We start from the raw sequence: 25,793 nt of genomic DNA on the forward strand, positions 1-25,793 counted from the left end.
CGCTCGTTTCAATCCGGTTAAAAATTACTTACATTTACGGGCACGTGCCCGTAAACATCCCTTAACCCATTCCGACTTATGATCCAGCCACTTACTTCCAGACGAAATTTCCTCACGACCGGCCTTGCCGCCATCGCGGGGGCGGGGCTTGCCACCGCATTTTCACCGGTATTCGGAAAAGCCGTGCCAGCCGCCGACAGAATCCGGCTCGGTATTATCGGTACCGGCTCGCGAGGCACCGGCTTGGCAACGCTGATTCGCGAAATGCCCGATTATGAGCTGGTAGCTTGCTGCGACATCATCCCCGAGAACCTCCGGAAGGGCCTCGGCCTGGCTGCTAAAAATGCCAGGGGCTATTCCGACTACCGCCAGTTGCTGGATGACAAATCGGTAGACGCCGTCGTTATTGCCACGCCCCTTTACCTGCATTACCCGATGGCGGTAGCCGCATTACAGGCAGGGAAACACATTTACCTCGAAAAATCGATGACTTACGACATTCCGCAGGCCATCGACCTGGTGAAAAAGGTAAAAGCTTCGGGACTGATTTTTCAAGTCGGTTATCAATACCGGTATTACGGCTTGTACCAGCGCGTAAAAGAGATTATGAAGGAAAACTGGCTGGGCAAGGTCACGCATTTCGAATGCCAGTACAACCGTAACTCGAACTGGCGGTTTCCGGTGAAGGATCCGAAAATGGAAAGGGCGGTGAACTGGCGCATGTACCGCGAATATTGCGGCGGTCCGCTGTCGGAGCTTTGCGCACATGAGATCGATGTAGTCAACTACCTGACGGACAGCCGGCCGGTAAAGGTAGTCGGGCTGGGCGGGATTAATTACTGGAAAGACGGCCGCGATACCTATGACAACATCCGGACCGTGTACGATTATCCCGACGGCGTGAAAGCCAGTGTCACATCGGTGCTTTCGAATGCATACAACGGTTACAGCATCCGCATTCTCGGGGATAAAGCTACGGTGGAAATCCTGCGCGACAAGGCATTTATCTACCCCGAAACTACCAACAACGCGAAGGGCGTCGTGGATGGCGTCACCGGTGCGACCATTGCCGTTACCACCCAGGGCAAAGGGGTAGAAGTGAAATTCGGCAAACCCGGTGAGGAGCAGCAGGAACCGACGGTTTTTGCACTAAAAGACTTTGCGGAATGCGTCCGGAACAGGAAAGAACCAATTTCCAATGTCGAAACCGGTCGCGACGGTTCCATTGCGATCCACATGGGCAATGCGGCGGCCGACACGGAAAAAGTGCAATACTGGAAACCGGAGTATTCGGCCTGATGAGGCGGAAAAAGCACTGGACCGGGCTTATGGCCGGGGCGATTTACCTCCTGGCGGGAGCATTGTGCCCGGCCGACCGACAGGGTGCTCACCGGCTGACCGGGCAGGCCCAGGGCACGACCTATGCGATTACATATTATTCCGAAAAAAAACGGATTACCCAATTTCAGGCAGACAGCATTTTTAGCAGCCTCGATGCGTCGCTTTCTCTTTATCAGCCCGGCTCGCTGATCAGCCGGTTCAACGCGTCGGACGAAGGCATTACAATGGACGGCCATTTAACGAAGGTAGTCGACCGGTCGATGCAGGTTTACCGCGAAAGCGGCGGTTTATTCGACATCACCGTGTACCCGCTCGTGCGTGCGTGGGGTTTCGGTGTGAAGCCGGGTGGCGCTATGCCTGATAGCGCCGCCATCCGTCAGCTTTTGCCATGTGTCGGGTCCGGTAAACTGAAAGTGCGGGGAAGCAGGCTTTTGAAAACAAACCACTGCATGCAGATCGACGTCAACGGCATCGCGCAGGGCTATTCGGTGGACGTCGTTGCGGGTTTCCTGGAAGCAAAGGGCATTCATAATTACTTAATCGAGGTGGGAGGGGAGATCCGCGTGAAAGGGCGTAAGCAGCCGGGGAACGAGCCGATGAAGATCGGTATCGAAACACCTGCTGCTAATGAATTCAATGCGCCGGTGATCCGCGAGGTCATCAGCGTTGGCGATGGGGCCGTGACTACTTCGGGCAGTTACCGCAAGTTCCGCGAGTCGGGCGGCGTGAGGGTCTCCCACATTATCGACCCCAAAACCGGGTTTCCCGTGCAGAGCCGGATCATCAGCGCAACCGTAGTTGCCCACGACGCCATCACAGCCGACGGTTTCGACAATGCGCTGCTGGCAGCAGGCCTCGACGGGGCGTTTGAGATATTGAAAAAACATTCCGGAATAGACGCCTACCTGATTTACAAAAAGCCCGACGGTACGGTAGCCGACACGGCCTCCGCCGGATTTGCCAGATATATCGTACGCTGAAGACCCTCTTCTTTTGCCCTCGTAACCAGCATTTCGCTTTTCGAGAACGTTATCGGTATTATTTCCGGCAAATGTCATGGATACCTATTAAAATCCTTGTAACATTGTTATAAGCCGAAATTAAATACTGCCGGATGCCGGAAAGGCATCATAAATGACTTCGCAGCCGCATTGCGAGGCCGGGAATTGTTATGTCCGCATTTTGGCAACCCTCCGGAAATCCATTTCTCAATTCCTAACCATAATCTTTATGCATGTAAAACTACTCACCCACCCATGGGCCCGAATGTTTGTCCTTTTCGCGTGGCTCAGCCCGGTATGGCTCTACGGGCAAAATCTCAGAGACGTGACGGGTATCGTTTCCGACAGTCTGACGAAGCAGGGCCTGCCCGGTGTGACCGTCGTCGTAAAAGGCACCCAGCGAGGTACAACCACCGACGCCGACGGCAAATACGCCGTGCAGGCGGGGCCTTCGGATGTGCTCACATTCAGCTATGTAGGTTATGTGACGAAGGAAGAGCCGGCAGGCAACCGGTCGGTAATCGAAATCGCCTTGCAGCCGAGCGCTCATGCACTGGACGAACTGGTGGTGGTAGGTTACGGAACCATGAAGAAAAGCGATCTGACCGGCGCCGTGATCCGCATCGACTCCAAGACCTTCAAAAACCAGCCTATGACGCAACTGACCGACATGCTCACCGGCACAGTGGCGGGTTTCAATGCTAACCAGGGCACATCCGCCGCCGGGGGAAGCTCGCTGCAAATCCGCGGCCCGAAGTCGCTGACGGCCAATTCGAGCCCGATGATCGTGATGGACGGTGTGATTTTTAACGGAAATATTGCGGATATCAACCCGGCCGACATCGAGACGATGGATATTCTCAAGGACGCCAGCTCGGCGGCCGTTTTCGGTGCACGTGCAGCGGGCGGTGTAATCCTGATCACAACCAGGAAAGGCACGGCAGGCAAGCCGGTGATCAATGTTTCGGCCAATGTGGGCACTACGCAAACCACCAACGATTTCAAACCGTTCGACAAAGATGGCTACCTGACCTTCCGCCGTGACCTGCTTCGCGCCACGAATCCCGACAGGCCGTCTTTTTATTATGACAACCCGGGTGCGTTACCGGCAGGTGTTTCGCTCGAACAATGGCGGACAGCGAGTAACAACCCGCAAACCGACAATACCCGCGAATGGCTCAGCCGTCTCCGCTTTTTTCCAATCGAAACGGAGAATTACATGGCCGGGAAAACCGTGGATTGGTACAGGGAAGTTATCCGTACGGGTTTGCGGCAGAACTACGACGTGAGTATCAGCGGTGGTTCGCAAAACGTAAGCTATTACTGGTCATTAGGTTATCAGAATAACGAGGGCGTATTGCGGGGAGATAAGTTTTCGACCATCCGTTCGCGCCTTAACGTGGATTTCAAAGTAACCGACTGGCTGAATGTAGGCGTCAACAGCCAGTTTGCCGACCGCGACCAGAGCGCGGTTCCCGCCAATCTCGGACAAATGTTTATCATGAGCCCCTATGGTTCGATGTTCGATGAAAACGGGAATGTGATGTGGTACCCCAACAGCTTTGCCGTCGCGAACCCCCCTGATCAATTATTATGGCCAGGACCGGATGCAAAAGTCGAATACGCTGTTCGCATCGATTTACGGAAAGATCAAACTACCCTTCGGATTTGATTACAAAATCTCCTTTCAACCGCGGTACGAAACTACGAAGGATTATAATTTCTGGTCATCCAACACGCTGGAAGGCGGCTCCGTGCGCTCGGGCGGGTATAGCACGCGTGCCGATTCGTCCAGGTATGAGTACATTCTCGATAACCTGCTGCACTGGAACAAGCAATTCGGCATACACCAGTTCGATGTGACCTTGCTGTACAGCGCCGAGCGCAACAGGGGCTGGTATTCCAAAATCGCGAATCAGGGTTTCGTACCGAATGAGAACCTGGGCTTCCACGGCATGCAATACGGTACGAGTCCGGCGATGGAGACGAACGACACGCAAATCACCGGCGACGCGGCCATGGCGAGGCTCAATTACACCTTGCTGGACAAGTACCTGATCACCGCTTCCGTTCGCCGCGACGGGTTTTCCGCATTCGGTACCCGGCAGCCGCGGGCGGTTTTTCCGGCGGCAGCGATAGCCTGGAAAATATCGGAGGAGAAATTTTTCAATGTCGGATTGATAAGCCAGATGAAGCTGCGTTTGTCGTGGGGCGTCAACGGAAACCGGGATATCGGCGCATATTCGGCCCTGGCCCAGCTGCTTTCGGCGATGTATTACGATGGTACCAATGTGCAGGTAGGCGTTTACAACACCTCGCTGGCAAACCCGAACCTTGTTTGGGAGAAAACCAAATCGATCAACGTCGGCATAGACCTGAGCTTGCTGAAAAACAGGATCGATATGAGTATGGAATATTACGACATGACCACCACCGACCTGCTCATGAAGCGCCTTCTCCCCGAAATCACCGGTTTCAAGGATATCACCACGAACCTCGGATTGCTCGGAAATAAAGGCTTTGAAATGACCATTAATACGGTGAATAAGGAAACTTCCGGCTTCTCCTGGCGCAGCGGGCTGGTATTTTCATTTAACCGGAACAAAATCAAACGTCTTTTCGGCGATTACAAGGAGGAAACCGTCGACGGGAAAACAGTCCGCACGGAGCTGCCCGACTACTCCAACGAATGGTTTCCCGGGCAACCTATCGACCGCGTTTGGAACTACGATGTAACGGGCATCTGGCAGACGGCCGAAAAGGATGCGGCGGCGGTTTACAAATTACAGCCGGGCGATTTCAAGGCGACGGATGTGGATGGCAACGGCAAATACGAGGCGTTGATCGACAAGCAGTTTATCGGCTATCGCCAGCCGCGCTTCCGGATCGGTTTGCGGAACGAGTTCACATTCCTCAAAAATTTCACGGCCAGCATATTCCTGCGCAGCGAGCTGGGCCACATCGCGCCGTTCGCCGAAGGCTTGCGCACGGGTGGCTCGGATACGTACGACCGCCGCAATACCAACGATTTTCCGTATTGGACGCCCGATAATCCTACCAACGAATATGCCCGCCTGAATACCAACACCAATGTTTTCGGAGGCGGGATCAAGGTTTACAAAAAGCTGTCGTTCCTGCGCGTGCAGGATGTCAATGTGGGTTATTCCCTGCCCTCGGAATTTTCCAAAAAACTGAAAGTAAGCAGCGCCCGCATTTTTGCTTCTGCACGTAACCTACTGACGTTCAGCAAGTGGCCCGGCTGGGACCCGGAGGCTTGGGATGGAGGAGGAAACAACGTTCCGATGCCGAAGAATTTCACGGTCGGCCTTAATCTCTCATTGTAATCGGTCATTAACATTCATAATTATGAAGATCTTTCGATATCTCACACTGTTTGTATTGCTGCTCGGTCAGTCGGCCTGCGACAAGAATTGGCTGAAACCCGAGCCGCTTTCCTTTTTCAGCCCCGAGAATGTTTTTGTAGATAAAGCGGGTATGGAAGCATTGCTGATCACAATGCGTAAAGACCTCAAAAACGAGAGTACCGGCACCATGCCCAATCTTACCATGGAATTTGCCGCCTCGGACCTGGCTTCTCCCTGGTCGCAACTCGATTTTTACAACCTCACCCCGAATACCGACCAGTATTACCGCTTCCTGTCGATGTTCACGGTTATCTACTCTTCAATCAAAAATTGTAATGTGCTCATCAGCAGGATCGACGATATCAAATGGGCTTCGGACGCGGAACGGAACGCGATCCTCGCAGAGGCGCTCTGGCACAGGGCTTACTGGTATTATCGCCTGGTCAATTCCTACGGCGACGTGCCGTTTCTTGGCGGCGAAATACAGGAAGCAAAGCTGGATTTTCAGACCCACAGCCGATGGACGATCCTGGAAAAGATCAGGGCGGACGTCGAGTTTGCCGCAGAATGGTTGCCGGTAACCGCCAAACCGGGCGTGATTACCAAAGGGGCCGCCCATCATTTACTGGCCAAGATTTACCTGGCCAACCTGGAATACGACAAGGCCATCGAGGCGGCGACCAGGGTAATCAATGGTCCGTATGCATTAATGACCCAACGTTTTGGCATCGACGCTGCAAAGACCAATCGTAACCTCATCTGGGACCTGCACCGTCCGAAGAATTTCAGCATAGCGCAAAATACCGAAACCATCCTGGCGGCCATCGACCGCTACGAAGCGCCACCGGCCGCACGGTCTGCGGGTTTGTACACGATGCGCCTTTACAACTGCCAGTGGTTTCAGCCGCAGGTACTCGACAGCCAGGGCAAGCCGGGCATGGTCGCCAGCGGGCCTATGTACGATTCGCTGGGGAGGGGAAACGCGAACATCCGGCTGACGGGCTATTTCCAGTACGATATATGGGCATATAAAGGCGCAAACTGGCGCAATACTACCGATTTGCGGCGGGCCGACATCAACTGGGTAGATATTCACGAATTGAAATACAACAATCCGGCGTCGGTCGATTTCGGCAAGCCCGTTAATACCCGGTTCCTGGCCGCGCAGGTGGACACGTTCAAGCACGTATACGCGATGCCGCATTATATTATGTATAACCCGCAGGACGACCCCAAGGCCACGCCGATGGGCGGCAATGGCGATTGGTACATTTTCCGCCTTGCCGAAACGTATTTGCTGCGTGCCGAGGCTTATTTCTGGAAAAACCAGCTTGCGTTGGCGGCGGAGGATATCAATAAGGTACGGCTGCGGGCGAAGGCGCTGCCGGTTTCCGCGGGCGAAGTTTCGATCGATTTCATCCTTCACGAGCGGGCAAGGGAGCTGTTTGCCGAAGAACCGCGGCATTCGGAGCTGGTGCGCATTTCCTATATCATGGCGAAGGCCGGGCTGAATGGTTATAGCCTCACCAATTTCAGCGAAAAGAACTTCTATTTCGACCGGGTAATGCGTTATAACAATACGTATGAAAAGAAAGTCCAGCTCCTGGGCAACACCGCCAATATGGCGCCATTTCACGCGCTATGGCCGATTCCGTCGCTCGTGATCACGGCCAATACGAAAGGGGTGATCAATCAGAACATCGGTTACGACGGCGCCGACAGGAACGTTCCTCCGCTGACAAAGATCGAATAGGGGCGGGTTGTTATTACAATGAGAAACGGCCGTCGCACACGCGCGCCGGCCGTTTTGCTTCTAGTAAAATATGGGCTTTCTCCAACAAGGTGTCGCTTCTTTTGGTCGAGCGCCGGCCGCAGGATGCCTACTCAGACGTGAGCCGCTGCAAATCCGAATAGGCCAGACGGTAATTCAGCTGCGCCGCCAGCAGGTCGGCCTGGGCTTTGGCGAGGAGCGACCGGGTGTTCAGAATATCCGCTTCCAGGTTCAGGCCCGATGCCTGCTTGTCGGTTTGCACTTTGAGGTCCTCGGTACGGTACTTCACCGCTTTCTCGGCTACGGCGATCAACGCGGTGGCTTGCGCGAGCTTGCGATACGTTTTGGCAACATCGTTTCTGACCTGATTTTGGATATTAATCAGGTTTTCACGCGCCTGCTGGCTCAGGAAATGCCGTTGCCTGATTACCTGCCTGTTTGCGATCAGGTCCTGTATATTCCATTTTAACTGCGCACCCACGAACGGATTGTTATTCGGGAAAAGCAGGTTGCCGGTTTGGTAGGAATAACCCGCCACAAGGCCGATGTCGGGTAGGTTGCTTTGCTCGGCGGCGCGGATGGCTTTTTGTGTTTTAATTTCCGTCAGACTGGCAATTTTGACGTCGTTGTTACCCGTGGCGGCATTGGCAAGGTAGCTGTCGAGCGTTCCGGGCGCTATTGTAAGGCCGCCGACAGGGGCCAGGGTGATGCTGTCCGTTTCGATGCCGGTTAATTGCTTTAAATCGGCAAGGTAATCTTCCGTTTGAATGCGGAGTTTCAGCAGGTTTTGTTCCTCGTCGGCGATGTTGGCTTGCAGGCCGGCCTTGCTCACATCGATGGTTTTACCGGACAGCAATGCACTTTCGACGTCGTAAAGCCGCATCCGCGCCAGTTTGATCTTCGCGGTGGCTTCGTCTTCCTGCTTTTGCGTGATCAGCAGGCCGTAATACAGCTTTTCGATAGCCTGGCGGATTTGCAGCGACGCTTTCGATTGCTCGTGCCGCGCCAGCTCGGCATCGGTTTTCGCTACTTCGATGCCGGTTTTGATCTTTCCAAGTTGGGTAATGGGCTGGTAAAGGGTTATTCCCGCATTGAAATTGTGGTGTTTGCCCAGGGGAAATGTCTTTTCTTCATTGGGTAGCTGGATGGTCGTTCCGCCCAGCGGCAATGCGCCGAACGAGCCCTGCCCGATCACCAGAGAGCCCAGGTTGGCATTGTACTGGTAGGAAGAACTTACCGAAGCGACAGGGTACCGCTTGATCGCGTCTTCGGCTACTTTGGCTTCCTTCTCGGCCACCTGCAATTTGCGGACATTCAGCAAATGGTTGTTTTGCAGGGCCATTTCCATGGCTTGTTCGAGCGTGAGCGCCTGCGCCTGCTGTGCGTAGGAGGGCACAACCACGAGCGCAGTCGCGAAAAATGTCAGTATCGGGGAAATCAGCTTAGTTTTCATGATGTTCAGCAACTGGTGTTACCATCAGGTCTTTTTTGTCGTGTGGTTTGATCATCGCGATGTAAAGCACCGGTACGGTGAGCAGGGCCATGACCATGGACCAGATGACCCCCACGGCGATGACGCTGGCGAGCGGGCTCCACATGGGCGAGCCGGACAGGATCATCGGCAGCACGCCGATGGCCGCCGCCATGGCGGTGAGGAATATCGGACGAAGGCGCCGCTTGCCCGACTCGATAGCGGCCGTACGGATGTCCATGCCGTGTGCGAGCAATTCGTTGGTATGGTCCACAAGGATGATCGCATTCCGTACCACGATCCCCGAAAGGCTGATCAGTCCCACAAATGCGGTGAAGCCAAAATTGTTATGGGTGATGTAAAGGCCGAGCAACGCGCCGAAAAGGCTGAGCGGAATGGTGAGCATCACCAGCGCGGCTTCTTTGAGGCTGCGGAACTGGAAGAGCAGAATAAAGAATATCAGCACCAGGCTGATCACCAGCACGACGATCATCTGGCTGAATGTCTCGTTCTTGTTGAACTGCTCGCCGCCGTACTCGATGCGGTAGCCGGCGGGCAATTGCAGGTCGGCGATTTTCGGTTTTACTTCTTTTACCAGATCAGCGGGGAGCACGCCATCTTCGGTTTCGCTGAGGATAGTGAGCGTGCGGACGCCGTTGCGGTGCATGATCTTGCCGGTTTGCCATTGCGGTTTCAGTTCGGCGATCTGGCGCAGGGGCACGCTGGCGTCGGTTACCGGCGAGGCCAGGTAAATGTTTTCCAGGTTGTCGGACGACTGGCGATTGCGTTCGTCGAGACGGAAAACGATGTCGAGCGGGTTATTGCCTTCGTACATCGTCGAAACGGGTGCTCCGTTGAAGCCGGTGTACACCATTTGCGAAATGCTGCCGGTGGTGAAGCCGAGCTTGTTGGCCTCGTCTTTGAGCTGAATGCTGATGCCGTAGTAATCCTCGCGGAAGTCCGGACGGACCATCGCGCTACCTTTTGCATTCCTAAGAATGTCCTGTACCTGTACCCCGATCGCTTTCAGGCGGGTGATATCGTCGCCTACAATGCGTATCTCCACCGGCGATTTATAAGGCGATCCCTGCTGCATCAGTTTCACCTGAGGTGAACCCTCGGCAATCAGGGCAGCCACTTTCCCTTCGAGTTCCCGTGCAAATTCCTCGGCCGTTTTGTCGTCGGTGGTATTGATCAGGATTTGGGCGTAATTGGTTACGGGCACTTCGGGCGAGAAGTTATAGTAAAATCTGGGCGCGCTTGTGCCTGTGAAAGTCGCATACGACGTCACGCGCGGGTCGCCTTTGACGAGCTTTTCGGCTTTCAGGATGGCCTCGCCGGTTCTATCGAGTTTGGTACCGGTAGGCATCCATAGCTCTATTACAAACTGATTACGTTCAGCGGCGGGGAAGAATTTTTGTTTAATTCCCTGGTATACGAACAACGAAAGCACCACGGTAAGCAGGCTCACCCCGATCGTAATCCCCGAATGCCTCACGCACCATTCCAGCGCGGTGTTGTAGCCGTTCTGCATGCGGTCGAGCAGGGTAACCCGTTTCTTCTTGCCGGTTTCCCCGGCGCTGTGGTCATGGAGGCCTTTTTTAATGAATGTGTAACAAAGCAATGGCGTCAGGATCATGGCTACAATGAACGAGGCGGCCAATGCGATGGCGACCGTTACTGGCAATGCATGAATGAATTCGCCGACGGAGCCGGTCAGGATCACCATAGGCATGAAGGACGCGATAATGGTGACGGTAGCCGCCAAAACCGGGATTACCAGATCGGTGGCGCTGCGCCATGCGGCTGTCCGGCGATCGATGCCTTCGTCGAGGAGTTCTACATAATTATCGGCGATCACAATAGCGTCGTCGACCACCATTCCCAGCACGACGATCAATGCGGCGAGCGATACCTGGTGCAGTTCGATGCCGAATGCATTCAGCAATGCGAACGTAACGGCTATCGTCATCGGAATGGCCATGGCGGCTACCGCGGCGATGCGGATCGGCAGGAGCAGGATCACGACGATCACGACCGAGAAAATGGCCAGGAAGAATTCACGGATGAAATGCGTAATGTTTTCGTCCACCAGTTTCGGCTGGTTCACAATCGTGGTCAGTTTCACATCGGCAGGCAGGAGTTTTTCTACATCGGCCAGTTTGGCGTTCACTTCCTCGCCGAACTTCACGATATTGTTACCCTCCTGCATTTGAATGGCCAGCATCATGGCATTGTTGCCGTTCACGGTGGTTTTGCTCGTCGGGTCGGCGTATTCGCGTTTCACATGCGCGATGTCGCCGAGGCGGATCAGCTCGCCGGTTTTGGTCGCGCCCACGATCTGGTTCGCGATCTCGTTTTCGGTATTGTAGTAACCCGATGTGTAAAGCGGCGTCTGGCTGGTCGCGGTTTTGATGTCTCCCGTCGGACTGATCACATTCTGCGATTGTAAAACCTGCATCACCTGGGAGAGTTTGACATTATATTGAGACAATTTTTCGGAACTCGAAGTAACCGTAATCTGCTCTTTCTGCTCGCCGATTCGCTTGATCTTCGAAACCGATTTAACGGTCCGCAGCACGTCTTCCAGCTTTTGGGTATAGTCTTTCAGCTGCGCATAGGTAGCTTTGTTGCTCTCGATCCCGATCACCAACGCTTCCGTGTCCCCGAAATCCGAGTTCACGATCGGGCCGCGGACGCCCTTCGGGAAATCCACCTGCTTCGCGACCAGCAACTGGTGCCGCAGCTTACTCCAGAACACATCGGGATTTTTGACGTTCTCGCCTAATTCGACATTCACAACCACCATGCCGTCCTGCGACGTGGAGTAGGTTTTGTCCTTGCGGATTTCTTCAAACTGAAAAAGATATTGTTCCAGCTTTTTGGTCACCTGGTCTTCTACCTGCGCCGAGTTGGCACCGGGGAAATAGGCGAGCACGAGGCCCTGCCGGACGGTGATTTTCGGGTCTTCGCGCCGCGGCATGTTCAGCAGCGAATAAACACCCACCGCAAACACCAGCAGCAATACCGACAGCGTCACCTGCGGATATTTCAGGGATGATTTGACAAAGTTCATAACGCAGCTTATTGGGTGATGGAAATAGCGGTGCCGTCGGTCAGCTTGTGTTGGCCGCCGGTGACGACACGGTCGTTTTCGGTGATGCCGGAGATGATCTCGATCTGATTATCTGCGAGTTGTCCGAGGCTCACCTTTCTTTTCAATGCGATCTTGCGGTCAGGGTCGGCTACGAAAACGTAGCTCTGGTTGTCGAGGTCGCGCAGAACGGCCTCGGTGGGGAGCACGAGCGCTTTCCTGGACTGGTTGGAAGCCATCGTAACCTCGGCGATCATTCCCGGGCGGATCAGCAATCTGGGGTTGTTGAGGACAATTTTAATGGTAAAAGCGCGTGAAGCGGCATCCGCTGCGGAACCGACTTCCGTCACCTTGCCGGTAAAAGTTTGGCTCAGTGATGAAACGAGTACTTTCGCTTCCTGTCCGAGTTTGATATTGTGCAATTCACTTTCGGGAATATACGCATTGACTTTTACGGTCCGGATATCCGATACCACGAACAGCGGTGTGCCTACGCCGACGATCTCGCCCACCTCGGCCATCTTTTTCAGCAATACCCCGCTGATGGGGGAAAAAAGCTTGGTGTCGGCGAGGTTTCTGGCATGCAGTTTCTCCTGGGCGCGTGCCTGTTGCAGCCCAAAACCGACCTTTGCGAAATCGCTTTCGCTCAGGCTCCGGCGATCGTGCATGACTTTCAGGCGGTCATATTCGTCCTGGATCTGGGCCACCTGCACGTCGGCGATTTCCTTGGCAATGCTGTAATTGCCCGGGTCGAGGCTCGAAAGGAGCTGGCCCTGCTTCACAAGCTGGCCTTCCGCCGCGGCGATGTAATTGATTTTGCCGCCTACCATAAAACCCAGACGGACTGTTTTGTTGCCTTCGATGTTGCCGCTAACCGATACCTGGCTGTTGGCGGAAATGTTGCGGGCCTGCCGGGTAACTACCGGCACCGGTTTTTCGACGGACTTGGCCTGATCACCGGCCTTATTGCAGCTGGCGAGCGCTGCCATCGTAAGGATCAGATAGATAGGATTGCTTTTCATAATGGACGACCGTTAGGTTAATATCCCGGCGCAAAGTTGGCCCCGATGGATGGCAATGCTTTTGATCTATATCAAAAAGTAACCCAAAATCGGAAATTTTCAAATTTTTCCTGCTCTGATCCTGCTGAGCGTCTCCTGCGTAATGCCCAGGTAAGAAGCTATATGTCCCAGCGGGACGCGCAACATGATGTCGGGGAACTTTTCGAGCATGGAATTGTACCGCTCCTGCGCCGACTGGAACTGGATTGAGTACAGTTTGTCCGAAAATGTTTTGACGGCATTCATCATCACGAGCCGGCTCAGCTTCTGCAATGCCTGCGAGCCGTCGATGAATTTTTCCAGATCCTGGTAAACGATCGTGCGGACGACGCTGTTTTCGAGGACCTCCACACCATAAGGAGAGGGGTTTCGAAAGAAAACACTTTCAATCGAGACGAAAAAGCTGTCTTCCGGAATAAATGAATGGGTAATGTCTTTGCCGTCCTTGAGGTAATAGGTGCGTGCTATGCCCTTTTCGAGGTAAAATACTTTCTGGGAAAAATTGTACGGCGACAGCAGCCGGTGACCTTTCGGCAGTTCTTCCGTTTTGAACGCCTCCATTGCCAGGACTTCCAATTCCGGTGTTAATGCTATGTGCTGTCTTACAAATTGGAGCAATTCCATACGCGTATATACCTGGCCGCATTGCGGGGGGCGGCGCCCCTAACATAATTATTTCGGCCCGAATACGCGCAATGCATTGCCGGATTTATTAAATAGGTCAGTCAGTAATCAATGCCTTTTCCCGGATCATTTTGACCAGGGCAGCCGAAATCTTTGCATGGCCCGAAGCGTTGAGGTGCCCGTCGATCGGATAATAGTCCCGCGCGCTGAGCAATTCGTCGGCATGCAGGAAAAACAGGTGCCCGTCACCGTTCTTTTTTGCCTCCGCTTCGAACGTACGGATTAATTCCGGCCGTGTATAACGCCCGTCGAGATGCATTATAATGATATTCCCCTTGTAATACCTGCGGATTTTAGCGATCGATTTGAAGAAATATGCGGTGTGAGCTTTCGTTTCTGCGGGCGTTTTGACATCGGGCGGCGTAACCACTTCGAGCTGCCGGCCTTTTATCCACGCCGACAATGCCCCCCCCAATTTCCCGAAAGACCTGGACAGGACTCGTCCAGACACGTTTCAGCAGGTCCTTTTCCCGGACAAAGAAATAGGTATAGCGCATCGGGTAATAGCTTTCGTTGACCCGATTGAACACCACAGTATTTTCGAACGTCTCCGGCGTTAGCAACTGGCCCTGATTGTTGGGTTCGTTGCGCGCTTCGTTTTCCTCAAGGTCGTTGTCGCAATATTGCAACACCATCAGCTTGCAGGAATCCCTTTTTATTTTTGAGAAAAGCAGCATTTCCCGGTAGGTGCCGTACGAAGAAATGCCTGCGTTAAGCGTTTTCACACCCAGTTTCCTGCCGGTCAGATCGGCGTAGGTCCGGTCCTGGTCCACGCCCCAGCCCATGGTGAACGAGTCGCCCAGAAATACGAGTTCAGGATTGTCGAGCGAAGCTTCGTCGTCACGGACGCCAAAGCTGTTGATTTTGAATGCATTACTGTATTCTAGGCTCGAATGCACGCCCTGGCTCCCTGGACGGAGCACATAGCCAAGGTCGGCCGAATAGCTCGTAAAATGCCGGTTAAACTGGATTACGTCGCGATAGTTGACCCATTTGTCGAGCACGCCGATCTCATGGCGGTCGGCGTGGCGGTTCACGTCGACGGTATGCCGGATGTAAAAATAGGAGGCGATTTCCGCAACGGCCGGAATCAGCAGGGCCGTCCAGAAAGGCAGTTTCAGCAAACGGGTAACGGACCAGCAGAAAAGGACGAAGGCAATAGGGACCAGTGCTCTAAACAGCACGACTGTCCAGATAAAGTGTGTGAAGAGCTGCCACCGGTACACTGTGATGGCCAGGAGCAGATAGCCTGAAAAAACGGCGATCAACCCGATCTGTCTTTGCGTCATAGAATCACTGTAAGGATTAGGCACGGCAATTTAGCCGCTTACGTAAAAACCAGACACAGAAAACGCGCGATATTTCACAAAATTCTTTTACTTTTTTTGAAAATATTTATAATTGACTGATTATCTGGTTGCTAGAATTCGTCGTTGTAAAAAACGGGTTACACTTTCGCATAACCCGTTCCCGTGTAGCAGTATATACTAAAATTTACTTCAAAGCCTCGCGGATAGCGGCTCCGGCCTGGAGCAGCGCGCCCTGCACGGCAGGCACGTGGGCCAGCGGGTTGAGCAAGCCGTAGTCGTGGATAAGGCCCTGGTATCTTACCAACGTGGTTTTAACGCCGGCCGCTTCCAGTTTGCGGGCGTATGATTCACCTTCGTCGCGCAGTACGTCGTTTTCGGCTGTTTGGACAAGGGCGGGGGGAAGGCCCTGAAGCTGTTCGGTCGTGGCCTGGAGCGGCGATGCATAGCGGTGCTTTCTTTCTTCCGGATTGGTGGTGTAATTGTCCCAAAACCATTTCATCATATTTTTGGTCAGGAAGCGGCCTTCGGCGAACTGGTTGTACGACCCGGTTTCGAAATTGGCGTCGGTTACCGGCCATAACAGCACTTGCAGTTTTATTTCAGGCCCCTGATTGTCTTTGGCTTTCAGGGCAGTTACCGCTGCCATGTTGCCTCCGACGCTGTTACCGGCCACGACCAGCCTGCTACCGTCCACATTCATTTCGTTGCCGTGCGCTGCCACCCATTTGGTCGCTGCGTATATCTCGTTGATTGCCACGGGATATTTAGCTTCCGGCGACGGCGTGTAGTTCACGAAAACCGCTGCGGCACCCGAATAAACCACCAGGTCGCGGACGATGCGTTTATGCGTAGGGAAGTCGCCCAGCACCCAGCCTCCGCCGTGAATGAAGATGAACACGGGCAGTTTTTCGGTAGTACCTGCGGGTTTTACGATATCGAGCTTAACGGTAATACCATCTTCTGTAATGGTTTTTTGGCTGGTTTCGATACCGGACAAATCTACTTCTACCGAGTTTTGCGCACCTACGAGCACATTACGCGCATCGGCGGGCGAAAGTTGCTCCAATGGGGTACCGCCTCCCGAGTTCAACGCATTCAGAAAGGTTTTTACGTCTTCAAAAATAGCGGGGTCGTTGGCCGGGTCGATGATATTCAGAGTTTCCATGATCTTAAAGGTTTTGATTTGCTATTGTTTTCGTTTTGTCTTTGTGGTGATTGATTGACAGGACAAAACTAGACGTGGCGGAAACCGGAAACATTAACCTAGGTTAAGAAAGTGGAAAATGGAAAAATATATCTTCCATTGAGAGCGAATCCATCGCTACTGTGAGAGGTTAGGTGTGTATCTTGAGATAAATATTATCAATTAGATACTGGTTTTGTTAGCAAAAACGATAATTTGATGGAATACCCGTGTCGGAAGATGCTCCGTCGCACTTCGCCGCCGGTGGACAGCCGGTATCTCTTCGAAAAAGTATTCCCGAGATCGCCTTTATATTCTCCGAACAATCCGATTCGCTTCCATTGCAGGCCCATTTCCCCAGAGACACGCGGATTGAATCTGTTGTATTCCTGAGCGTTCCCATGAAAACGGGTGCTATCGTTTCTCTTTTCCGAGTAACCCAGGAAATACTCCGTTTGCAGACCGAGGCCAGCAACTAACTTAACAAGCGACCGACCCGACAAATAACCACGCAGACTGAGCCCGAGAGAAACAATGTGATGTCGCTCTTTTTGTAAATAGTCTAAATGGTTGCAGTTACACAGCGTATTTGTCGGGACATTCTGATTGCTATAATAGGTTCTGACCAGGACAGAGATTCGATGCGCGACAAATTTCTCGCCGTAAGCACCTACCTCTATCGAATGTTTGGACGCGAAATGGCTTTTTGCATCCGGAATACCGCCAGCACCGTTTAGTTTCCGGTTATAGTAGTCCTTTCCATAGCCAGCGAAAATTCCAATCTGCAGTTTGCTGAAATCTTGCGAAATCACCGGGTTACTCTGGAATAGTAGTATTAGTATGATGAGGAGCGAAGTTACTAATGGGTTTTTCATGATTTTATCGGCTTGTTTTTAAATCATTGTAATAGTATGCGCATCCTTTCAGGTTTTAATTTTGAATTTTTGTTTGGAACAGCGTGAATGTAATATGTCCCTCGACTTAGATCTGATACGTCCATTTTACCTTGTTTCCGTCGATAAATTGTTTGTTATTGAAAATGTCAACTACGTTGATCTTTCTAACAATTTTTCGAGAGTCTTCGCTGATAAGTTGTACTTCACCATAAAGATTTTCCAGATAATCTGTATTCTCAAATTCAAATGTTATAAAATCATTCGCCGGATTAGGATAGGCGACAAAGGCTGCGCAACTGACAGATTTAAATCATTCGAAGCGGGAATCCCTTCGATAAGAGCTCGGTCATAATATTGAACCAGTACGACCTTTTTACTCAGGTAAACGGGATATTTTGTATTATTAGCGAAATGATACACGTCCTGGGCGAACGCATTAAAACTTGAATGAGGCAGGACGAATGCAATCATTACTGCCAGTAAAGAAAAAATGTGTGTTTTCATAGTAAATAAGTTTTAGCTGTATCACATGTAACCGCAGTGGTGGGCAAAGAACTCCATTGCCATATCGACTTAAATCGATCTGGAACTAAACCTAGATAAGTTTGAACTTTAAAACTATTTTCCTTGTCAGGCGATGATCAGACGGCAATGGGCGGATTATCAAACGCCTAATCCTGTAACCGCTTCACAATCCACGGCAGCGTCAATCCCTGGCCGATCAGCGTAAAGAGTACCACGGCTACGGAAATGAAGATGATGGCATTCCGCATCGGAAAGGGCGTGCCGTCGTGCAGGTGGGTAGGGAGACCGATGGCGATGGCCAGCGAAACGATGCCCCGCATGCCCGACCAACTGATGATCAGACTGTTTTTGAAATCCAGGAGCGCATTTTCGCTGATCCGGCCCCGGCCGGTTTCGAAGCCTTTTTGCAGATTGGCCTTTTGCCAGAAGACCCGCACCATGCGAAGGACCAGAGCGATAATGGTGATAATCAATGCATAGCCGACGTAGGGCAACAATTGATCGCTGCTGATGTTTTTGATTACGTAGGGGAACTGCAATCCTATTAATATGAAGATCAGCCCGTTGAGGAGGAAAATGATGATTTCCCAAATGGCTTTGGATTGTTGTTTGAGCGGTGCGGGGAATATTTTCTTACTGAAATCGGCAATGCCCAGGCCGAGGATCACGACCGCGATAACGCCGGAAACTTCCAGTTCTTCCGCGACCCGGTAGGCCACAAACGGCATCAGGAGCATCATGCCGATGGTTGCCTGCGGGTTGTTGTGAATGCGCATGATGATCGCGCCGAGAATCCGGCCTATGACCAGCCCCACGACCGCACCACCCAGGAGCAGAACGGCAAATTCCGCGGATGCTTTCCAGAATATAAAAGCGGAACCCGTGACGGCAGCCACCGAAAAACGATAGGCAACCAGCGCCGACGCGTCGTTGACAAGGCTTTCACCTTCGAGTATGGTATTGGTTTTCGACGAAAGGCCCAACCCTTTGGTAATGCTCATCGCAGCCACGGCATCGGTGGCGGAAAGGATCGAACCCAGGACGAATGCCAATGGCCAGGTCATGCCGGGGATGAGGAAGTAAGCCACAGCCGCAATGCCTGTGGCGGTGATAAATACAAGGGAAATAGCCAGAGTGCCGATGGTGTTGATATTGGTCCTGAAATCCTGAAAATTGATATTGAATGCGGCATCGTACAGCAATGGCGGCAGAAATATCAGGAATACAACCTCCGGGTTCAGCTCGATCACGGGAAGGGTGGGGATGAACCCGATGGCGATCCCGGCGGTGATGAGTAATACCGGATAGGGTATGCTGACACGATCGGCAACGGTGGAAAGGCCGATCATGATAGTCATGATAATCATGACAATACTGTAATTTTCCATGAGGTTTTTATGAAGGCTAATGTGCGAAGAGGTCGTGATGTTTCAAAGCTTAGCATGAATGTGGAAAGTCAAGGGCATTGCAGGAAAATTCCGGCATTGACGGTTTTGTTCTATTTTGACGGACGGGTGGAGCCTAGTTTTGCTTTAAACCAAAACAAACAAAACAATGATAGCCATCACAGGAGCAAACGGAAACCTTGGAAAAGCCACCCTTTCATTTCTGGTAAAAAGGACGATCCCGTCCAATATCGTCGCAATCGTGCGCGACGCCGGCAAGCTCGGCGAGTATGCAGGTTCTGGAATACACATCAGGACGGCCGATTATGAAGATCAGGAGTCGCTGGAAAAGGCACTGACGGGCGTCGAACGGTTGTTGCAGGTTTCGTCCTCCGCCACAGGCGTACGCGCGATGGCGCAGGAGACGCGTGTGGTGCAAGCCGCAGTGCATTGCGGTGTGAAGGAAATTGCCTACACGAGCACACTTTTTCCATCCGGGTTTGCCCATTTTCACGCTGCACATGTTTGCCAGAATACGGAAGAACTAATCCGCCGAAGCGGCATGCAGTACGTATTTTTCCGGAACAGCATGTACCATGAAACGGTCCCGCTTTTCATCGGCGAGGCGACGGGCAGATCTTTTATCCGTCGGGCAACGGGCGTGTGAGTTTTGTTTCCAGAAAGGATATTGCGGAAGCGCTTTCGAACGTGCTGACAGGCCCGGCCTTCAGTAATGCAGGTTTCGATATTACCGGCCCGGAAGCCCATAGCTTCGGGGATATTGCACTCCTATTGAAGGAAGTCGCGGGGTTCAATGAGGCTGCGCACACCGACATCCCTGTTGAAGATTACCGGAAAGCACTGGCTGGTTTTGGGATGACGGAAGAGGAAACCGGCTTTTACGTGAGCATGGCCGAAAGCATACGGGCGGGTGAATTTGAAAAGACAGACCGCTCGCTGGAAATTTTTCTGGGACGTAAACCACTTGGTATTCAGGAATATCTGAAAGAACTGTTTTGAAAAAATGGTAACTTGCCGTATTCACTGAAAGCCATGAAATATCACCAGATCCAGCCACCGCCGCATTTACAGGAATATGTCAGGTATTACTGGGCACTCGAAAGTACCGGATCGCTGGGTGAGGAAATTCATTTCGTGACCATCGCAGACGGCTCACCGGGCATTATCTTCCAGCAATCGGACAGGGCTTCGTTTCAGGAAGGCAAGCGGCTGTCGCCTGTATTCATGTACGGTCAGACGACCGGTCATACCCGCATTGTCTCGCCGTCCAGTTTCAACACTATTGGCGTTTACTTTTATCCTCACGCGTTAAAATCGGTATTCGGGATGGATTCCAGCGAGCTGACAGACAACTGCCTCGACCTGAACCTTTTTCTTAATGGAAGGAGGTTGGTCGAACGGCTCGAAGATGCGGTAACCATTGAAACAAAGGTCGATGTAATTTCCGAATGCCTTTGGGAGCAGGTTTGCCGGCACGAGCATTCGCTGCAAGCCACTACGCGCTATGCTTTGCAGCGCATTATCCGGTCGCAAGGGGCGGTTACCCTAATGGACCTGCGGCAGGAATTGAAGGTTTCGGAACGGACCCTGGAAAGGCGCTTTCAGGAAGGGATCGGTGTGTCGCCCATGCTATTTGCCCGGATATGCCGCTTTCAGGCATCGCTTAACCAGCTTCGCAGCCGGTCGTACGGCAAACTTTCGGACATAGCATTCGAGCGGGAATATGCCGACCAGTCACACTTCATCCGCAATTTCAAGGAATTCACCGGCCTCACGCCGTTCCAGTTCCGGAAGAGCATCTGCGAAACCGTCGAGAATTTCCCGGTGCTGGTTCAATCGTAGGCAATCACGTCGCCCATAACCTTCCATTCAAACCGTACCGAAACAGGATGGTGATCGGAGAGCGGCAATCCCTCCGCGTTCTTAAACAGCTCCTTTTCCAATGCGTAGGCTTCGGGTTTGAGCCGGATGAAGGCGTTGCTCCTGAAAAGGACTTTGTCGATGGTCTCGCAGGAGTCGGTTAGGCTCAGGATATCGCTGGAAGGAATGGCGTTGCTGGGCACAGGGAGCCGGTTTTGGCAATGCATGTTTACCCAGGCATCACTCAGTCCGTTTTCCCTCAGTAACCAATCCACATTATCCCGGCCGAAGCTGTAACGGCCGTTGAGATCGCCCATTACGATCACGGCGTTGCCGGCCGAATGCAGCCGGATGTAGGTCGATAACTGCTCCATGTTGCGGCGCCGCGCCAGGGCGGCCCTGGGATGGTTGTAGGCATTGGCATGGACATTGTAGAAGTCGATGAAGCGGTCGGGGGCGATTTCTATGCGTGTATAGGTGAAACCTTTGGGCGTAAAACAGTCGGCTCCGGTGCAGTCCGTCCACGCGATGCGGCGCAGGTGCGTCACCGGGAATTTCGACAGGGTATTAAGGCCGTCGCCGGTCATGACGGCGCCTTTGGTGGGCGTGCGGAACGGGTGGGCGTTGCCGTTGTGGTACAAATGCCCGTTATAATTGAAATCCTCCTGCACATGTACGATGTCGTAGCGGTTGAGCAAACGGCCGATGGCGGCGATGCTCTCCCTTCGTGGCGTTATTGCGCTGGAAATGAACTGCGGAAGGCCGGCAATGTTATAGGTAATCACCGAAAAATTGCCACCGGCGGGGGAGCCTGAAACCCGGGGTACGGCGCGGGTCGCGGAAAGCTCCGTCCGCTGGCGGACGGCGGGAGTGGCTTCGGACAGAAAGAAGAGAATCGATAACCAGGAAATGGATTTCAGGAATCTGTTTTTGTCGAGAGGTAAAGATGCCCACATAGCATGCCTGTTGGTACGCCCAAAACTACCAGCGGCATGTGGTCAGGATGATTCCAAATTGTTAAGAATACATTATTTTTCAGCCGGACAACCCTTTTTTGCAGGCAAGCCGTGCATTGGGCGGCTTATCTTTACGGCAGGTTTATTTTTTAACAGCGATAATCTATTCCATGACCCGTAATTTCCGACGCTTAGTATTCGCATTTTTCCTTTCGGCAGCCAGCCTGGCGAATGCGCTTTCCCAATCCATTCCCCCGAAATCTTTCCTCGTTTGCGGCGACAGCAAAGTGCTGCTCGTAGACTATTCGAAATCGAAAGACAGCATTCCGGAAATCATATGGTCGTGGGACGCGCGCCAGGCCACGGATCTGCCCGAACTATACCGGACGAAGCTGTTCAATACGATGGACGACTGCAAGGCCGTACGTGGAGGCAAACAACTCCTGGTGTCGTCGTCCGGCGGAGCGGTTGCATTGGTGGATATGCAGGACAAAAAGGTACTGTTCCATACTACCGTCCCCAATGCGCATTCGATCGAGCTATTGCCGGGAGATCTTCTCGCCGCGGCCGCTTCCGTGCAGCCCGCCGGTAACAAGCTGATGCTCTTCTCCCTGAAACAGCCCGATAAACCCCTCTTCACGGACAGCCTTTATTCGGCGCACGGCGTGGTGTGGAACGTAAAGCGCCAAAGCCTGTTTGCATTGGGCTACGATGTGCTGCGGGAGTATAAGATCGTGGCGGGCAACAGCCTGCAAATGGTGGCCAAATGGACAATCCCGGGCATCGGCGGACATGAGCTGCAACCGGTGAACACGGCCGGTGATTTGTTTGTGACGGAACATCACGGCTCGTGGCTGTTCAGCCTGGCTACCCAACAGTTCACGAAAATCCAGGGCTTTCCTGATGCGGAGAACATTAAAAGCCTCGGCCGCGACGCGTCGGGCCAATACATTTATACAATCCCGGAGGAAAGCTGGTGGACATTCCACGTCAAATTCCACGAGCCCGCACGCACGTTCGCGTTCCCGGACATGCATGTGTACAAGGCGCGCTGGTTCGACAACGGTTTGTAAGCGGTAGTCCGGTTTTAAATTATTGTTATGAAAAAGGCATTCCACGGCGGGGAAAGGCTTTTAGGCAGATATTTGCGCAAAATCCCGGCTTCCAACTAATCTTGAAACGTGCCGGGGCGCTCGTTCATGAAAGCTTTTTCAAGACTCTCAATTTCTCTTTTTGCGTTGCTGCCCTGGGCTGCTTGTGCTCAGACTCAAAGCGATAACCCGTTGTCGCGTGCGCATTCGCATAACGATTACATGCAGGCAGCGCCGTTTGCGCTGGCTTATCAACATCAGTTCGGCTCGGTGGAGGCCGATGTGCATTTTCGCAACGATACGCTTTTCGTAGCGCACGATGCCAGGGATATTAGCTCCGACCGGACCTTCGATAAGCTGTATTTGCAACAAATTGTTAAGAAGGTAGCTCAAAATCAGGGAAGTATATTTAAAGATAAACGCCGGACGATGACGCTGCTGGTCGACCTTAAAACAGTTTCCCGGCCTACGCTCGACGCGTTGGTGAAAATATTGGCGCCTCACGAAAGCCTGCTTGCGCCGAAAGGCACTGTGAAAGTGGTGGTAAGCGGCAATACGCCACCGGCCGATCAGTTTGAACAATATCCCGCCTATATTTTCTTCGATGGCAGGCCGGGCGTGAATTACACGGCAGGACAGGCTACCCGTCTCGGAATGATCAGTCAGGATTTTCACCGGTATTCGCAATGGAACGGAAAGGGTATTCCGGTGGAGAACGACCGCAAGGCTCTTACGGATGTGATCGCTCAGGCGCACGCGCTCGGCAAGCCGTTCCGCTTCTGGGCGAGTCCCGATAATATAAATGCATGGAAAGTGCTGATGAACCTCGGCGTGGATTATATCAATACCGACCATGTCGCCGAATTAGGCACATTTTTAAAGAGCCGGAAAAACGCCGAATACAAGTCGACCCGGTTTTACAAGCCCTATCAACCCACTTATAAAAACAACGACGCGCTCGGGAAGGTAAAAAACATCATCCTGCTTATCGGCGACGGAATGGGTTTGGCGCAGATCTACTCAGGGCTTACTGCCAACCGGGGCGAACTGAACCTGGGCAAATTTCTGAATATCGGCTTTTCCAAAACGGCGTCGTCGGACAATTACATTACCGACTCGGCCGCGGGCGCCACGGCCTTCGCCACAGGCAACAAGACGCGTAACCGGGCGATAGGCGTGGATTCGAACCTCGTAGCGGTGTCCTCCATTATCCGTCAGGTGAAAGCCACAGGCAGGAAGGCGGCGCTGATCTCCGCCGGCGACATCACCGACGCCACGCCCGCTGCATTTTACGCGCACCGGCCCGAGCGTAGCATGATGGACGAAATTGCGACGGACTATCTGAAAGAACCGGTGGATGTGCTCATTGGCGGCGGGTACAGCCATTTTGCAAAAACCAAAACCGCCGACACGCTCAAAGCGCGCGGATTTCAGGTGTCGGATAACTGGAATGACCTCTCGCAAATGAAGGCGCCGTTCGTATTGCTGGACGACAGGCACACGGTTTCCATGCTGAATGGCCGCGGCGATTTTCTCAAAGATTCGTTTCAAAAAGCGTTGCAGTCGCTGCAATCGAACCGGAAGGGATTTTTCATAATGGCCGAAGGCGCGCAGGTAGATTACGGCGGTCACGCCAACCAGTTGCCTTATGTGGTGACCGAAATGCTCGATTTCGACCAGCTCGTGGGCGAAGCGCTCCGTTTTGCGGATTCCAATGGTGAAACACTGGTAATCGTCACCGCCGACCACGAAACCGGAGGCCTGACGCTGCTCGACGGCAACCTGAAATCGGGATATGTCGATGGCCAGTTCAGCACCGGCGACCACACGGGCATCATGGTACCTGTATTCGCCTATGGCCCGCATTCACTGGATTTCAGGGGTGTTTACGAGAATACCGACATTTACCAGAAAATGAAACGGGTGTTGGAGTAGGGGGAAAGGGAGGAAGGAGGAAAGGGACATTCCTTCCTTCCTCCACCGTCCCTTCCTCCTTCTTCCCATTCCCCTTCCTCGGTCCTCCCTTTCCTCCTCCTTCAAAAATATCAACATTTTATAACCGTATTTTCCTATTTGATCCGTTTTGATGTTACATTTGTGCGAATCTGCCGTGTATTCCATTGAAGATAGATGCGTTACATAACGAAACGGAATTGCTGACTGAAATCGCGGCCGGCAGCGAAAAGGCATTTGCCACTCTGTTTCACTGGTACCGCGACAAGGTTTATTCCGCCGCATTCCGGCTCACACATTCCAGTTTCCTGGCCGAAGAGGTAGTTCAGGACATTTTTCTGAAATTGTGGGTAAAAAGAGAAAGTCTGACGGCAATCGCGGGCTTCGAGGATTACCTGTTCATCATGACGCGCAACCACGTCTTTTCGACCTTGAAACGAATGGCACGCCAGCAGCAGCTCGTGGATGATCTTCAACTGGAACTGCCCACTGCCGAGAACACTACCTATAACCGCATGATCGACCTGGAAATCGAGGAGATCGTCCACCAGGCGGTGGAACTGTTGCCGGCCCAGCAAAAGCAGATATACCTTATGAGTAAGGAACAGGAGTTGAAGCGGGACGAGATCGCTAAAATGCTCCGTATTTCTTCCGAAACAGTCAAGACGCACCTCGCACGCGCGTTGCGGCACATACGGGCGTACAGCAAGTTGAAGCTGGAAATTACCATTTCGTGGCTGCTGTTTTTCCTGGTAAAATAATTTTTAAACTTTTTTTATCCCGTTGTCACCCGAAAATGTCCTGCGGAAGTCTTTATGGCTGACG

Annotated in this window: 22 protein-coding genes; 11 read left to right on the forward strand and 11 right to left on the reverse strand. The window is 52.7% G+C overall.

Annotated elements, in window-relative coordinates; genetic code table 11:
- Positions 1 to 78: 78 nt before the first annotated feature.
- The 5 genes from ABV298_RS27285 to ABV298_RS27305 all read left to right on the forward strand — a co-directional run bounded on the left by ABV298_RS27285 (position 79) and on the right by ABV298_RS27305 (position 7,460).
- Positions 79 to 1,299: a Gfo/Idh/MocA family oxidoreductase gene (locus tag ABV298_RS27285; RefSeq protein WP_353719301.1), complete on the forward strand. Its 1,221-nt coding sequence runs from the start codon at positions 79 to 81 to the stop codon at positions 1,297 to 1,299.
- Complete coding sequence (locus tag ABV298_RS27290) at positions 1,299 to 2,321, forward strand: FAD:protein FMN transferase (protein WP_353719302.1); 1,023 nt, start codon at positions 1,299 to 1,301, stop codon at positions 2,319 to 2,321. The genes ABV298_RS27285 and ABV298_RS27290 overlap by 1 nt, the downstream gene beginning before the upstream one ends.
- A 250-nt stretch (positions 2,322 to 2,571) precedes the next feature.
- Positions 2,572 to 4,014 carry a SusC/RagA family TonB-linked outer membrane protein gene (locus ABV298_RS27295; protein ID WP_353719303.1) on the forward strand — a complete coding sequence of 481 codons (1,443 nt, stop codon included), beginning with the start codon at positions 2,572 to 2,574 and terminating at the stop codon, positions 4,012 to 4,014.
- Entirely contained in the window at positions 3,950 to 5,686 is a 1,737-nt protein-coding gene (locus ABV298_RS27300) for a SusC/RagA family TonB-linked outer membrane protein (RefSeq protein WP_353719304.1), read from the forward strand. Before ABV298_RS27295 ends, ABV298_RS27300 begins: the two co-directional genes overlap by 65 nt.
- A gap of 22 nt (positions 5,687 to 5,708) precedes the next feature.
- Positions 5,709 to 7,460: a RagB/SusD family nutrient uptake outer membrane protein gene (locus ABV298_RS27305; RefSeq protein ID WP_353719305.1), complete on the forward strand. Its 1,752-nt coding sequence runs from the start codon at positions 5,709 to 5,711 to the stop codon at positions 7,458 to 7,460.
- A 127-nt stretch (positions 7,461 to 7,587) separates the two neighbouring features.
- Here the strand turns inward: ABV298_RS27305 and ABV298_RS27310 are convergent, their stop codons facing one another.
- The 10 genes from ABV298_RS27310 to ABV298_RS27355 all read right to left on the reverse strand — a co-directional run bounded on the left by ABV298_RS27310 (position 7,588) and on the right by ABV298_RS27355 (position 19,090).
- The gene (locus ABV298_RS27310) at positions 7,588 to 8,931 is read right to left on the reverse strand and encodes a TolC family protein (RefSeq protein ID WP_353719306.1); all 1,344 of its coding nucleotides are present in this window, start codon (positions 8,929 to 8,931) and stop codon (positions 7,588 to 7,590) included.
- Positions 8,921 to 12,025: an efflux RND transporter permease subunit gene (locus tag ABV298_RS27315; RefSeq protein ID WP_353719307.1), complete on the reverse strand. Its 3,105-nt coding sequence runs from the start codon at positions 12,023 to 12,025 to the stop codon at positions 8,921 to 8,923. Before ABV298_RS27315 ends, ABV298_RS27310 begins: the two co-directional genes overlap by 11 nt.
- An 8-nt stretch (positions 12,026 to 12,033) precedes the next feature.
- Entirely contained in the window at positions 12,034 to 13,065 is a 1,032-nt protein-coding gene (locus ABV298_RS27320; protein ID WP_353719308.1) for an efflux RND transporter periplasmic adaptor subunit, read from the reverse strand.
- A 99-nt stretch (positions 13,066 to 13,164) separates the two neighbouring features.
- Complete coding sequence (locus ABV298_RS27325; protein ID WP_353719309.1) at positions 13,165 to 13,680, reverse strand: Crp/Fnr family transcriptional regulator; 516 nt, start codon at positions 13,678 to 13,680, stop codon at positions 13,165 to 13,167.
- A gap of 145 nt (positions 13,681 to 13,825) precedes the next feature.
- Positions 13,826 to 14,047, reverse strand: a complete 222-nt coding sequence (locus ABV298_RS27330) for a hypothetical protein (protein ID WP_353719310.1) — start codon at positions 14,045 to 14,047, stop codon at positions 13,826 to 13,828.
- Positions 14,048 to 14,081: 34 nt separating this feature from the next.
- Positions 14,082 to 15,077, reverse strand: coding sequence for a hypothetical protein (locus ABV298_RS27335; RefSeq protein ID WP_353719311.1), 996 nt, complete (start codon positions 15,075 to 15,077; stop codon positions 14,082 to 14,084).
- Between the two features lie 205 nt (positions 15,078 to 15,282).
- On the reverse strand, positions 15,283 to 16,263 hold the full coding sequence (locus ABV298_RS27340) for an alpha/beta hydrolase (RefSeq protein WP_353719312.1): 981 nt from the start codon (positions 16,261 to 16,263) through the stop codon (positions 15,283 to 15,285).
- Between the two features lie 197 nt (positions 16,264 to 16,460).
- A complete protein-coding gene (locus ABV298_RS27345; protein ID WP_353719313.1) occupies positions 16,461 to 17,156 on the reverse strand; it encodes a hypothetical protein in 696 nt (231 codons plus the stop codon).
- Positions 17,157 to 17,426: 270 nt separating this feature from the next.
- Positions 17,427 to 17,681, reverse strand: coding sequence for a hypothetical protein (locus ABV298_RS27350; protein WP_353719314.1), 255 nt, complete (start codon positions 17,679 to 17,681; stop codon positions 17,427 to 17,429).
- Positions 17,682 to 17,848: 167 nt separating this feature from the next.
- Positions 17,849 to 19,090, reverse strand: coding sequence for a Na+/H+ antiporter (locus ABV298_RS27355; protein WP_353719315.1), 1,242 nt, complete (start codon positions 19,088 to 19,090; stop codon positions 17,849 to 17,851).
- 166 nt (positions 19,091 to 19,256) lie between these two features.
- Between ABV298_RS27355 and ABV298_RS27360 the strand changes: the two genes are divergently transcribed.
- The 3 genes from ABV298_RS27360 to ABV298_RS27370 are packed head-to-tail and all read left to right on the forward strand — an operon-like array spanning position 19,257 to position 20,950.
- On the forward strand, positions 19,257 to 19,754 hold the full coding sequence (locus tag ABV298_RS27360; RefSeq protein ID WP_353719316.1) for an NAD(P)H-binding protein: 498 nt from the start codon (positions 19,257 to 19,259) through the stop codon (positions 19,752 to 19,754).
- Complete coding sequence (locus tag ABV298_RS27365) at positions 19,751 to 20,107, forward strand: hypothetical protein (RefSeq protein WP_353719317.1); 357 nt, start codon at positions 19,751 to 19,753, stop codon at positions 20,105 to 20,107. The genes ABV298_RS27360 and ABV298_RS27365 overlap by 4 nt, the downstream gene beginning before the upstream one ends.
- Positions 20,108 to 20,140: 33 nt before the next feature.
- On the forward strand, positions 20,141 to 20,950 hold the full coding sequence (locus ABV298_RS27370) for a helix-turn-helix domain-containing protein (RefSeq protein ID WP_353719318.1): 810 nt from the start codon (positions 20,141 to 20,143) through the stop codon (positions 20,948 to 20,950).
- Here ABV298_RS27370 and ABV298_RS27375 read toward each other — a convergent pair.
- Positions 20,941 to 21,924 carry an endonuclease/exonuclease/phosphatase family protein gene (locus ABV298_RS27375; RefSeq protein ID WP_353719319.1) on the reverse strand — a complete coding sequence of 328 codons (984 nt, stop codon included), beginning with the start codon at positions 21,922 to 21,924 and terminating at the stop codon, positions 20,941 to 20,943. The two genes, ABV298_RS27370 and ABV298_RS27375, sit on opposite strands and share 10 nt — an antisense overlap.
- 170 nt (positions 21,925 to 22,094) lie before the next feature.
- Here ABV298_RS27375 and ABV298_RS27380 point away from each other — a divergent pair, with 170 nt between their 5' ends.
- From ABV298_RS27380 to ABV298_RS27390, 3 genes are all read left to right on the forward strand, one after another.
- Entirely contained in the window at positions 22,095 to 22,997 is a 903-nt protein-coding gene (locus ABV298_RS27380; protein WP_353719320.1) for a DUF6528 family protein, read from the forward strand.
- 126 nt (positions 22,998 to 23,123) lie between these two features.
- Positions 23,124 to 24,950 (forward strand): alkaline phosphatase, encoded by a 1,827-nt coding sequence (locus tag ABV298_RS27385; RefSeq protein WP_353719321.1) that lies wholly within the window; start codon positions 23,124 to 23,126, stop codon positions 24,948 to 24,950.
- 185 nt (positions 24,951 to 25,135) lie between these two features.
- Positions 25,136 to 25,729, forward strand: coding sequence for an RNA polymerase sigma-70 factor (locus ABV298_RS27390; protein WP_353719322.1), 594 nt, complete (start codon positions 25,136 to 25,138; stop codon positions 25,727 to 25,729).
- Positions 25,730 to 25,793 lie beyond the last annotated feature (64 nt).

It is taken from the genome of Dyadobacter sp. 676, from assembly GCF_040448675.1.
Taxonomy (GTDB): Bacteria; Bacteroidota; Bacteroidia; order Cytophagales; family Spirosomataceae; genus Dyadobacter.